The 12,229-nt window shown below is 66.2% G+C and carries 13 protein-coding genes; 1 reads left to right on the forward strand and 12 read right to left on the reverse strand.

Translation table 11 applies throughout. From position 1 onward, the window contains the following. Window positions 1-21: 21 nt before the first annotated feature. The 12 genes from QX135_RS12030 to coxB all read right to left on the reverse strand — a co-directional run bounded on the left by QX135_RS12030 (window position 22) and on the right by coxB (window position 11,112). Window positions 22-1,311 (reverse strand): pitrilysin family protein, encoded by a 1,290-nt coding sequence (locus QX135_RS12030; protein WP_315735902.1) that lies wholly within the window; start codon window positions 1,309-1,311, stop codon window positions 22-24. Further along, window positions 1,311-2,726, reverse strand: a complete 1,416-nt coding sequence (thrC, locus tag QX135_RS12035; RefSeq protein ID WP_315797758.1) for a threonine synthase — start codon at window positions 2,724-2,726, stop codon at window positions 1,311-1,313. Before thrC ends, QX135_RS12030 begins: the two co-directional genes overlap by 1 nt. Window positions 2,727-3,262: 536 nt before the next feature. Further along, on the reverse strand, window positions 3,263-3,694 hold the full coding sequence (locus QX135_RS12040; protein ID WP_316160873.1) for a carboxymuconolactone decarboxylase family protein: 432 nt from the start codon (window positions 3,692-3,694) through the stop codon (window positions 3,263-3,265). Further along, window positions 3,621-4,100: a MerR family transcriptional regulator gene (locus QX135_RS12045; protein ID WP_315797760.1), complete on the reverse strand. Its 480-nt coding sequence runs from the start codon at window positions 4,098-4,100 to the stop codon at window positions 3,621-3,623. Before QX135_RS12045 ends, QX135_RS12040 begins: the two co-directional genes overlap by 74 nt. 84 nt (window positions 4,101-4,184) lie before the next feature. After that, window positions 4,185-4,943, reverse strand: coding sequence for an SURF1 family protein (locus QX135_RS12050; protein WP_315735885.1), 759 nt, complete (start codon window positions 4,941-4,943; stop codon window positions 4,185-4,187). A 184-nt stretch (window positions 4,944-5,127) separates the two neighbouring features. Next, the gene (locus QX135_RS12055; RefSeq protein WP_315735883.1) at window positions 5,128-5,517 is read right to left on the reverse strand and encodes a DUF983 domain-containing protein; all 390 of its coding nucleotides are present in this window, start codon (window positions 5,515-5,517) and stop codon (window positions 5,128-5,130) included. A 166-nt stretch (window positions 5,518-5,683) separates the two neighbouring features. Continuing rightward, entirely contained in the window at window positions 5,684-6,541 is an 858-nt protein-coding gene (locus QX135_RS12060) for a cytochrome c oxidase subunit 3 (RefSeq protein ID WP_315757594.1), read from the reverse strand. 87 nt (window positions 6,542-6,628) lie between these two features. Further along, complete coding sequence (locus QX135_RS12065; RefSeq protein WP_315735879.1) at window positions 6,629-7,264, reverse strand: cytochrome c oxidase assembly protein; 636 nt, start codon at window positions 7,262-7,264, stop codon at window positions 6,629-6,631. A 34-nt stretch (window positions 7,265-7,298) separates the two neighbouring features. Continuing rightward, window positions 7,299-7,475, reverse strand: coding sequence for a CoxF protein (locus tag QX135_RS12070; RefSeq protein ID WP_315735877.1), 177 nt, complete (start codon window positions 7,473-7,475; stop codon window positions 7,299-7,301). 20 nt (window positions 7,476-7,495) lie between these two features. Next, window positions 7,496-8,434, reverse strand: coding sequence for a heme o synthase (locus QX135_RS12075; RefSeq protein ID WP_316234094.1), 939 nt, complete (start codon window positions 8,432-8,434; stop codon window positions 7,496-7,498). Between the two features lie 158 nt (window positions 8,435-8,592). Next, a complete protein-coding gene (gene ctaD / locus QX135_RS12080) occupies window positions 8,593-10,206 on the reverse strand; it encodes a cytochrome c oxidase subunit I (RefSeq protein ID WP_315735873.1) in 1,614 nt (537 codons plus the stop codon). 69 nt (window positions 10,207-10,275) lie between these two features. Next, complete coding sequence (gene coxB / locus QX135_RS12085; protein ID WP_315784764.1) at window positions 10,276-11,112, reverse strand: cytochrome c oxidase subunit II; 837 nt, start codon at window positions 11,110-11,112, stop codon at window positions 10,276-10,278. Between the two features lie 480 nt (window positions 11,113-11,592). Between coxB and QX135_RS12090 the strand changes: the two genes are divergently transcribed. Beyond that, a complete protein-coding gene (locus tag QX135_RS12090) occupies window positions 11,593-12,222 on the forward strand; it encodes an invasion associated locus B family protein (protein WP_315757598.1) in 630 nt (209 codons plus the stop codon). Window positions 12,223-12,229: the final 7 nt, after the last annotated feature.

The raw sequence follows: 12,229 nt of genomic DNA on the forward strand, positions 1-12,229 counted from the left end.
CCGCACCGAGCCGCACCACGTTCAGTGCAGTTGGGCCTTCGATCTCGAACCGGTCAGACCTTCGGCGAAAGTCACCGCTGTGTCCAGACCCCTGCCGGTGCCGAGCGCGACGACGGCCGGCTTGCTGCGTGCGAGCAGCGCCCGCGCCGCATCGCGCGTGCTCTCGACGCTGACCGCCTCGATCTTGGCGACCATCTCCTGCAAGGTCTGCGGCCGTCCATAGGCCAGGATATGCCGCGCCAATTGCTCGGCTCGGGCACTGCAGCTCTCCAGCGCCATCAGCAGACCGGCCTTCATCTGCGCCTTGGCGCGGGCGACCTCGGCCTCGCTCAAGGTCTCCACCGCATTACCGATGATGTCGACCACGACCTCCATCATCTCGGGCGCGTCAGCCGGATCTGTCCCGGTGTAGAGGCCGAAGAAGCCGGTGTCGCTATAGGGCGCGTGGAACGTATAGACGGAGTAGCAGAGCCCCCGGTTCTCGCGCACCTCCTGGAACAGCCGGGACGACATGCCGCCGCCCAGGATGTTGGTGAACACCTGCAGCGAGAACAGCGACGGATCGGCCTGCGGCACGCCCTCGAGCGCGAGCGTCAGATGCGCCTGCTCGAGATCGCGGTGCACGACGCGTGAGCCGCCCTTGCCGAATGTCGCCGGCAGCGGCTTTGGCGCCGGGCCGCCATTGAAGCTGGCAAATCGCTTCGTCACATCCTCGACCACCCGCTGATGATCGACGGCGCCGGCCGCGGCGACCACCATGTCGGGTCCGCGATAATGCGTCGACAGATAGCCGTGCAGCTTGTCGCGATCGAACGCCTCCAGCGTCTTGGCGGTGCCGAGCAGCGAGCGGCCCATCGGCTGGTCCGGAAAGCACAGCTCGTTGAGATGCTCGAACACGACGTCATCGGGCGTGTCCTGTGCCGCGCCGATCTCCTGCACGATCACGTTCTTCTCGCGCTCCAGCTCCTCCGGCACGAACGACGGATTGGCCAGAATGTCCGAGAGCACATCGAGCGCCATCGGCACGTCCGCCTTCAGCACGCGGGCGTAATAGGCCGTGGTCTCGGTCGAGGTGCCGGCATTGAGATCGCCGCCGACCGCCTCGACCGTCTCGACGATCTCGCGGGCGCTGCGCGTCGTCGTGCCCTTGAACGCCATGTGCTCGAGGAGGTGCGAGATGCCGTGCTCGTCCGGCTTCTCGTCGCGACCGCCGACGCCGGCCCAGACCCCGAGCGCCGCCGTCTCCAGATGCGGCATCGTGTCGGTGACGACCGTCAACCCCGTCGGCAGCTTGGTGACTTCCACACCCATCATGCAATTCCCTGCTTGGCGGCCCGGCTGACCGAGCGGATGAACTTCTCCACCTCGGCCTGGTCGTTCCGCATGATCCTGATGTCCTCGCGCTTGCTCATCAGCCCTTCGAGCCACACCGGCAGGTGCGGCCGCATCCCGCAGGCGGCCTCGACCGCATCGGGGAATTTGGCGGGATGGGCGGTCGACAGAACGATATTCGGCACCGACAGATCCGTGCCGTCGCGATCGGCTACGGCCAGCGCCACGGCGGTGTGCGGATCGACGAGATCGCCGGCCTCGCGGAAGGCGGCACGGATCGCCGCCGCGGTCTCGGTTTCGTCGGCGCGGCCGGCATCGAAATCGGCGCGGATCGCCGCCAGCATGGCATCGGGCAGCACGAAGCGGCCGGACTGCTTGAGGCTGTCCATCAGCCGCCGCACGGTGCCGGCATCGCGGCCGCCGGCTTCGAACAGCAGCCGCTCGAAATTCGATGACACCTGGATGTCCATCGAGGGCGAAGCCGTCGCATGCACCTCGCGCACCTCGTAGATGCCGGTCGTCAGCGTCCGGGCGAGGATGTCGTTGACGTTGGTCGCGACGCGCAACGTGCGCACCGGCAGGCCCATGCGCTTGGCGACATAGCCGGCGAAGACGTCGCCGAAATTGCCGGTGGGCACGGTGAAGTCGACGGCGCGGTGGGGCGCGCCGATCGCGACCGCCGAGGTGAAGTAGTAGACCACCTGGGCGACGACGCGCGCCCAGTTGATCGAGTTGACGCCCGACAGCCTGACCGAATCGCGGAAGCCGTGATGGTTGAACAGGCCCTTCACGATCGCCTGGCAGTCGTCGAAATGACCTTCGATCGCCAGCGCATGCACGTTGGCCGCACCCGACGTCGTCATCATCCGCCGCTGCACCTCGGAGATGCGGCCATGCGGGAACAGCACGATCAGATCGGCATAGTCGCGGCCGGCGAAAGCCTCGACCGCCGCGCCACCGGTATCGCCTGATGTCGCCACGACAATGGTCGTGCGCTCGCCACGCTTGGCCAGCACGTGGTCCATCAGCCGCGAGATCAGCTGCATCGCCACGTCCTTGAACGCCAGCGTCGGGCCGTGGAACAGCTCCAGCACGAACTGGTGCGCTGCGCTCTGGTCGAGCGGCACCACGGCGGGGTGGCGGAAGGTCGCATAGGCCTCGTTGGCCATGCGGCCGAGTTCTTCGTCGGAAATCTCGCCGGCGACGAACGGCTTGATGACCTCGACCGCGACCTCCCAATAGGGCCGGCCGAAGAACGAAGCGATCGTCTCGGGCGTCAGCTGCGGCCAGGTCTCGGGCACGTACAGGCCGCCGTCGCGGGCGAGCCCGGTCAGCATCACATCGCAGAAGGTGAGCGCGGGGGCTTCCCCGCGGGTCGAAACATAGCGCGTCAAACCGCTCTCCTGACCTGCGTCACCAGGCCATAACCCGTTGATTGAATTCGAAATCGGAACCGCCTGGCGGCAACATGGTCCGGCACCATAATGGTTTTGGCCCGTGCGCGAAACCGGTTGTTGGCACAGCAATGGTCGCGGCTCCGGGTTACGGCGGCGTTACGGACGCCGGCGCGGGAGCGCAGCGCATGGTGGCGCTCTGAACCAGCCTCCCGCTCCGCCGTCATCGCGCGGTTCAATGCGTTCGGTAGAAATGTTGACGATCGTCGTCTGCCGGCTATCTGCGCGAGCTCGCCTGGGCGGCCGAGGGGCCGATCGTGATCCGCCAGGGCGAGGACATGGGCGTGCCCTGCTGCCTGCAGGTCGATCTCGACGGATCGGCCGGTGCGCCGGTGAAGGTCTCGGGGAGCGTGCGGTCGATCGGGACCAAGCCGTAGCCCGCAACCGTAGCCCGCATGAGCGACATCGACATGCGGGGTCGCACCGGTCCCGCATGTCGCGTTGCTCATTCCGGCTACGCGTTACAAGGAGACCGCTCAGACCCGTGCGGCCTCCGCGCCTTTCGCGTCCGCCTCGGCGAACACCGCCTTGGCCGCGAACAGGCCGTTGAGCGCGGCGGGAAAGCCGGCATAGACCGCCATCTGCATGATCACCTCGGTGATCTCGTCGCGGCTGAGGCCGACATTGAGGCCCGCATGGATATGAACTTTCAGCTGCGGGCTGGCATTGCCGAGCGCGGTCAGGGCCGCGATGGTGGCGATCTCGCGGCTGCGCAGATCGAGGCCGGGCCGCGAATAGATGTCGCCGAACGGAAACTCGATCACGTAGGTCGCGAAATCCGGCGCGATGTCGGCGAGCGCCGCGATCACATTGTGGCCGGCCTCGCCGTCAATGCTATCGAGCGCGCGCCGGCCGCGCGCCAGCCGATCCTGATCGTTGTTGGCGCCCGATTGCGTGCCGCCCGGCATCGGGCTCGTCGTCGTGGATTGGCTGGGCGTTGATTGCGTCATCATCGTTCGTCCTCTCGTTCGCGCCGGCATAGCCGGCGATCTTGGCGTCGAGAACGAGAAGACAATCCTGCAAGCTGGCGACGCGCGCCCGGACTGCGTCGCGATGGCGCTCCAGGAGCCGGCGTCGGCCCGGCTCCGTGGCAGCGCCGCCCGCGCGCAGCTCGGCATAGCGCAGCATGTCCCGGATCGGCATTCCCGTGGCCTTGAGACGGCCGAGGAATTCGATCCAGGTCAGGATCGATGCGTCGTAGTCCCGCTGGCGGGCATGATCGCGATCGGCCCTGGGCAGCAGCCCGATCCGCTCATAGTAGCGGATGGTATGGGGCGTGAGCCCCGACTGCCTCGCCAGCTCGCCGATCTTCATGCGCGCTCATCTCCATTCACGACGCCCGGCAGGCTACGGGTTCGAGCGCGCTCTAAGTCAAGCGCCGTTTCGCGGGCTACGGGCTCATCGGTTCGCTGCGCGCCGGCCGCGCGCCCACACCGCGAACGCGACGATCAACGCGGCGGCCAGAGAGAACCAGGTGATCGCGTATTGCATGTGCTCGTCGCGCAGATGCGGCGACAGCGGGCCGGGCTTGGGAATGCCATTGTCGGGCACTGGCGATTCCAGATCGATGTAGAACGGCGCGACCTCACCCCAGCCGAGGGCGTTGGCCATGGCCTGATGATCCCTGGTGAACCACAGGCGCTTGTCGTGATTTTCCGCCGCGGTGAGCAGGCCGGCGGCTTCCGGGAAACGCAGATAGCCGGTCAGGGTCACGGGGACGCCGGTGACGAGCTTGCCCACCTGGCGATCCTGGACGCTGCGTTCCTGCATCGTGTTGGCGACGAAGCCGGCGTCGATCACGACGGTCTCGCCAGACGGCAGGCGCGCGGGGAGGAACGCCCAGGTGCCCGGCCCGGAGACGTCCTCGCGCACGGCCGAGCCGGCGCTGTAGACCATCGCGTCCGGCAGTCTGGTGTAGGTGGCGGTGAAGCTGACGCGGCGAAATTCGTCGCGCTCCGGCGTCAGCGTGCGCCATTCCGTCTGTGGCGGCAGCGGCTCGGGCGCAGCGGCGACGCGATCGGTGAGCGCGGCGATCAGCGCATGCTTCGCTGCCCGGCGCTGCAACTGCCAGACGCCGAGGCCGATGAACAGTGCGACCATGACGAGGGTGAAGGCGGCAAAGGCGCGAGATGAGGTGTTGGGGCGGGTCGAGGTCATCGTTGCAGGGCCGCCAACGACAGGCTGCGCGCTCTGCCGACGCAGACGGTGCGCTCCCCTCCCCCTTGCGGGGAGGGGTTGGGGGTGGGGGTAGCCCCACAAAGACTGCCGCCGGAGCTACCCCCCTCCCCACCCCACAAGGGGGGAGGGAGCGCACCGCGCCGGCGGCGATCCGTTAAGTCCCTCATCGCGGCGTTTTGTCCACCAAACGGCCGGGCGCGGCCTTGTGGTGGAATTGCAGGGCGATCAGCAGCGACTTCATCGCGCGCAGCGGCAGCAGCGTCGTCACCAGGATCAGCGGTCCCCATAGCGCGGCATGGACCCAGAACGGCGGCTGATACTTCACCTCGACGATCAGGGCGGCGCCGACCACGATGGCGCCAGCGAGCATCATGATGAAGATCGCCGGACCGTCGCCGGTGTCGATGAAGGCGTAGTCGAGATCGCAGGCTTCGCAACGCTTGCGCAGGTTGAGGAAGCCGTCGAACAGCTTGCCCCGGCCGCAGCGCGGGCAGCGGCAGGCGAGCCCGCGCAGGACGGTCTGGGCCAAAGTGACGGGCGGATGGGTGGTCATGGTGTCTTGCCCCCTGGGCGGCCGGGCGACGCCTCATGGTGATACAACCGGAGGCGACGAGAGCGGATCACATTTCGATCAACCGCCGGGCGCCGCCGCAACGAGAAAGGGCGGCCCGAGGGCCGCCCCTTCTTAGCACGTTCGGCGGAAGCGGTGCGCGCCAGCTTCAGTGCGCGCCGTGGGCCATCGCCTCGGCGCCGTGGCCCCAGACGTAGATGCAGATGAACAGGAACAGCCAGACCACGTCGACGAAGTGCCAGTACCAGGCGGCGAACTCGAAGCCGAGATGCTGCTTGGGCGTGAAGTGGCCGGCATAGGCGCGCGCCAGGCAGACGATCAGGAAGATCGTGCCGACCAGGACGTGGAAGCCGTGGAAGCCGGTCGCCATGAAGAAGGTCGAGCCGTAGATGTGGCCGGCGAACGAGAACGTCGCGTGGCTGTACTCATAGGCCTGCACGCAGGTGAAGGTGGCGCCCAGGAGGATGGTGAGGATCAGGCCGTATTTCAGGCCCTTGCGGTCGCCCTCGAGCAGCGCGTGGTGGGCCCAAGTCACCGTGGTGCCCGAGGTCAGCAGGATCAGCGTATTGAGCAGCGGCAGATGCCAGGGATCGAAGGTCTCGATGCCCTTTGGCGGCCAGACGCCGCCGAACAGGGCGTCGCGGGTGGCCTGCACCTCGAAGTTCGGATACAGCGCGGCATTGAAATAAGCCCAGAACCAGGCGACGAAGAACATCACCTCGGAGGCGATGAACAGGATCATGCCGTAGCGGTGATGGAGCTGCACCACGCGGGTGTGATCGCCCTTGTACTGCGCTTCCTTGATGACGTCGCCCCACCAGCTCGCCATGGTGTAGAGCACGCCGATGGTGCCGATGCCGAACACGACCGGCGCGGCGCCGAACATCTTGTGCATCCAGCCGATCGCGCCGAACGCCATGATGAAGGCCGAGACCGAGCCGACGAACGGCCAGGGGCTCGGGTCGACGAGATGGTAGTCGTGATGCTTGGCGTGCGCCTCAGCCATGTCAGGTCTCTCCCCAGATCGATGCCGGTCGCGCCGGCACGGTGTCGTTCAACAGCAATGGTCCCCGGATATCGGACGTCCGCGCGGTCACAGGTTGCCCCGCGGTTTGTCCGGCTCGCCCGCGGCGATCGGCTTGGGCTCGGCGTCGCGAACGGGATAGAAGGTGTAGGACAGCGTGATCGTCTTCAGCCCGTCATTCTCGTGATCGGCCGTGATCGCCGGATCGACGTAGAACACGACAGGCATCTCACGGGTCTCGCCCGGGGCCATGGTCTGTTCGGTGAAGCAGAAGCAGTTGATCTTCTGGAAATAGGCGCCCGACGTCAGCGGCGTCACGTTGTAGGCCGCTTGCGCCATGGTGGTGCGCGCCGCCTGGTTGGTGACCTTGTAGTAGACCGTGACCACCTCGCCGATCGCGACCTCGATCTCGGTCTTCTCCGGCTCGAACTTCCACGGCAGCCCGCCGGCGACATTGGCATCGAAACGGATGCCGATCCGGCGCGCCAGCGGCGCCGACGACGGCGCCGCGGTCGCGACCTGCGTGGTGCCGTTGAAGCCGGTGGCGCGGCAGAACCAGTTGTAGAACGGCACGGCCGCATAGGACGCGCCGACCATCAGCACCACGACGGCGCCGCAGATGCCGCCGACCAGCGCATCGCGGCCGAGGCCGCGGCGCGGCGCGGCCGGCGCTGTCGCCGGAACGATCTGGTCGGTTGTCTCCATTGCGGTCTGCTTCGCCCTGTCCTGCATCGCGTCTCTACATCGGCCGATTCAGCACCGCGGGACCCTTCACCATGGTCACCGCGAAGAACAGCACCACCAGCACGCCGAGCGCGAGCGCAATCGCGATCGAGCGGCGACGGCGGCTGCGCAGCTGCGCCTCGGTGAGGACGATGCCCTCTTGCTCGTTCGGATCTGCCATCGTGATCGCCATGTTTTCCAGTCTCGCGCCTCTTACCAGATCAGCGGCGCGATCATGCGCGCGACCGCTTCGAGCCCGAGCGTCGCGAACAGCGCGAACAGGTAAAGGATCGAGAAGGCGAACAACTTGCGGTTGGCGCGCAGCGAGGTGCTGCGCTCGCGCTTGCGGAACACCTCGATCGCGAGCCATAGCATGCCGGCGCCGAGCGCCAGCGAGACGACGCCGTAGACGGCATCGAAATAGCCGAGCGGCCAGGGCGCCAGCGCGACCGCCACCAGCACGATCGTGTAGAGCAGGATCTGCAGCCGGGTCGCATCGGGGCCGGCGACCACCGGCAGCATCGGCACGCCGGCGCGGGCGTAATCGTCGCTGCGGAACAGCGCCAGCGCCCAGAAATGCGGCGGGGTCCAGAAGAAGATGATCAGGAACAGCCAGAGCGGCTCCGGCGCGATCGATCCGGTGGCCGACACCCAGGCGACCACCGGCGGCAGGGCGCCGGCGGCGCCGCCAATGACGATGTTCTGCGCGGTCCAGCGCTTCAGCCACAGCGTGTAGATCACGACGTAGAAGAAGATGGTGAAGGCAAGCAGCGCGCCGGCGAACCAGTTGACGAGGATGCCCAGCGTCAGCACCGAGAAGAACGACAGCGTGATGCCGAAGGCGAGGGCCTCCTGGCGGGTGACGCGGCCGCGCGGGATCGGGCGGTTGGCGGTGCGCGACATCAGGGAGTCGATGTCGCCTTCCAGCGCCATGTTCAGCGCCCCGGAGGCCCCGGCCCCGACCGCGATGCACAGCAGCGAGGTGATGGCGAGCACCGGGTGGAAATGGCCCGGGGCGATCAGCAGGCCGATCAACGCCGTGAAGATCACGAGCGACATCACCCGCGGCTTCAGGAGCGCGAGATAATCGCCGACATCGGCCTCGGAAATCCGCGGGCCGACGGCAATGGCGTTCTGATCGATGACCGACACGACGAATCCAGACTTCAATTCACAGGCTTCAATTCAAACGGCTCTGACGCAGGGCGCGCCAGAACCTCGATTCAAGACTCCATCCGGCAAACCATCGGGCGCACCACCGGCGGATATCGACGCGGCGCCGGATGGGCGCCGCGTCGGAGAGATCGGGCTCACTGCACCTTCGGCAGCACCTCGAACTGGTGGAACGGCGGCGGCGAGGACAGGGTCCATTCCAAGGTCGTCGCGCCCGGTCCCCACGGATTGTTCGCCGCCTGCTGCTTGCGCATGAAGGCGTCGACGACCCCGTAGATGAAGATCAGCACGCCGAAGGCCGAGATGTAGGAGCCGATCGACGACACCAGATTCCAGCCGGCATAGGCATCGGGATAGTCGATGTAGCGGCGCGGCATGCCCGACAGGCCGAGGAAGTGCTGCGGGAAGAACACCAAGTTGACGCCGACGAAGGTGACCCAGAAGTGCGCCTTGGCGATGGTCTCGTTGTACATGTAGCCGAACATCTTCGGGAACCAGTAGTACCAGCCCGCGAAGATGGCGAACACGGCGCCGAGCGACAGCACGTAGTGGAAGTGCGCGACGACGTAATAGGTGTCCTGCAGCACGCGGTCGACGCCGGCATTCGCCAGCACGACGCCGGTGACGCCGCCGACCGTGAACAGGAAGATGAAGCCCACCGCCCACAGCATCGGCGCGCGGAATTCGATCGAGCCGCCCCACATCGTGGCGATCCAGGAGAAGATCTTCACGCCGGTGGGCACCGCGATCACCATGGTGGCGGCGACGAAATAGGCCTGCGTCGCCGAGGACATGCCGACCGTGTACATGTGGTGCGCCCACACCACGAAGCCGATGCCGCCGATCGCGACCATGGCGTAGGCCATGCCGAGATAGCCGAACACGGGCTTGCGCGAGAAGGTCGACACGATCTGGCTGATCATGCCGAAGCCGGGCAGGATCAGGATGTACACTTCCGGATGGCCGAAGAACCAGAACAGATGCTGGAACAGCAGCGGGTCGCCGCCGCCGGCCGGATCGAAGAAGGTGGTGCCGAAATTGCGGTCGGTCAGCATCATGGTGATGGCGCCGGCGAGCACCGGCAGCGACAGCAGCAACAGGAACACCGTCACCAGGATCGACCACACGAACAGCGGCATCTTGTGCAGGGTCATGCCCGGCGCACGCATGTTGAAGATGGTGGTGATGAAGTTGATCGAGCCGAGGATCGACGACGCACCGGCGAGATGCAGCGACAGGATCGCGAAATCCACCGCTGGTCCCGGATGACCCGAGGTCGACAGCGGCACATACATCGTCCAGCCGGCGCCGACGCCGTTGGCGCCGGGCTCGCCCTCGACGAAGGTCGAGGTCAGCAGCAGCGCGAACGAGGCCGGCAGCAGCCAGAACGAGATGTTGTTCATGCGCGGGAACGCCATGTCCGGCGCGCCGATCATCAGCGGCACCATCCAGTTGCCGAAGCCGCCGATCATCGCCGGCATGACCATGAAGAAGATCATGATCAGGCCGTGCGAGGTCACGAACACGTTGTAGGTGTGGTTCTCGTGAAAGAACTGCACGCCCGGATACATCAGCTCGATGCGGATCGCGACCGACATGACGAGGCCGATGATGCCGGCGCACACCGCGAAGATCAGATACATCGTGCCGATGTCTTTGTGGTTGGTCGAATAGATCCAGCGGCGCCATCCGGTCGGATGGTCGTGCGCGTGATCGTCATGGCCGGTCAGGGTCGTCGCGTTCGTCGCCATTGTCCAATCCTCAGTGTCCCCGTAGGCCGCGCGAGGCGGCCCTCAATCCTAAGCGCTCGTCCCCGCGCGCTACTGCGATATGCCCGCAGCCGACGCGTAGGTGCTCGCGGGCGCGCTGGCGTACTTCTTCTTGGCGTCCTCGACCCAGGCGGTGAATTCCTGGTCGCTCACGACGCGCACCGCGATCGGCATGTAGGCGTGGTCCTTGCCGCACAGCTCGGAGCACTGGCCGTAATACATGCCGACCTTGGTCGCCTTGAACCAGGTCTCGTTGAGGCGGCCGGGAATGGCGTCGATCTTGATGCCGAAGGACGGCACGGCGAAGGAGTGGATGACGTCGGCGCCGGTGGTCTGGACGCGAATCACCTTGTTGACCGGCACGACCATCTCATTGTCGACCGCCAGCAGGCGCGGCTTCTTGTCCTGCGCCATCAGCGAGTCGAACTCGAACTTGCCGTTGTCGGGATAGGCGTAGCTCCAGTACCACTGCTTGCCGGTCGCCTTGATCGTGAGGTCGGCCTTCGGCACGTCGAGCTCGAGGAACAGCAGGCGGAACGACGGCACCGCAATGGTGACGAGGATCAGCACCGGGATCAGCGTCCACGCCACTTCGAGCAGCGTGTTGTGCGTGGTCCGCGACGGCACCGGATTGGCGCGCGCGTTGAACTTGACCACCACGGCGATCAGCAGCGCCAGCACGAACAGCGTGATGATGGTGATGATCGTCAGCAGCAGGCCGTGGAACCAGGTGATGTTCTCCATCACCGGCGTCGCAGCCTCCTGCAGCTTGACTTCCCATGGCGCCGGCTGCCCCGTTTCAGCAAACGCCGCTCCACCCGACACGAGCGTCATGCCCGTTACAGCCAACCCCAGCAAGGCGCTCAATTGGCCTTTCGACATCTTCATGCCGTCGCGCTCCCTTCAGAACTTTCCCCCTCAGCGCACCGCCCGCTTCACGCGGCGGCGCGCCGTTCGATCCGCTCTCCTGACAAATGGCCTTCGGGCGGATGCATAGAAAAGCACCTGGGCCAGTTCACTGGAATGACGAAATCTTTCTTCTCAAACCATAATTCTTGATCTATCGCAATGCAGTCTTGCGCCGGATATCGCGCGCCGCGCCGTTCGTCGCGACAAGCGTATTTTCCGGGAGATTGCCGCATGCCGTGATTTCGCGGGCAACGGGCGCTTGACAGGCGTGCGGCGCGATGTAGGCAAACGGGACACGGCCGTTTGCGAGGCTGATTCGGCGAGGCGCTGCGGCAGCGCCCACCGGGGTGCGGCCATATTTGGTATCGTTTCGTGCCTTACGCCGGTGACGCTGTCCTCAAGACGCCATCATTGCCGTATCATGGCGTCGGACGCGCAGATCACCCACAGGAAATTGTCATGGCACCGACCCGGATCAGGGTTTCAACGGACAGGACAGCTGACATGTCGACCCCAGCTGCGAATGACTCGCGCCGTTTGTACCGATTCAGCGCGGTGCGTGCGCGACTCACGCGTGTCGCCGCAATGACCTCCGCCGCAGCAACGGCGATCGCGCTGATGGCCGCGACGGTGGTCGGCGTGCCGCACGCGGCGTTGGCACAGGGCGCGGTGCGCTCGGTGCATGGCGACTGGCAGATCCGCTGCGACACGCCGCCCGGCGCGCAGAGCGAGCAGTGCGCGCTGATCCAGAGCGTCGTGGCCGAGGACCGCTCCAATGCCGGCCTCACCGTGATCATGCTGAAGACCGCCGACCAGAAGAGCCGGCTGATGCGCGTGGTGGCGCCGCTCGGCGTGCTGCTGCCCTCCGGCCTCGGCCTGAAGCTCGACAACCAGGACGTCGGCCGCGCCGGCTTCGTGCGCTGCCTGCCCAATGGCTGCGTCGCCGAGGTGGTGCTGGAGGACAAGCTGCTCGGCCAGCTCAAGACGGCGAAGACCGCGACCTTCATCATCTTCGAGACGCCGGAGGAAGGGATCGGCTTCCCGCTGAGCCTCAACGGACTGGCCGAAGGCTTCGACAAGCTGCCCTGACGTTGGC

This window comes from Bradyrhizobium sp. SZCCHNR1098 (assembly GCF_032489375.1).
In the GTDB taxonomy this organism is placed as follows: Bacteria; Pseudomonadota; Alphaproteobacteria; order Rhizobiales; family Xanthobacteraceae; genus Bradyrhizobium.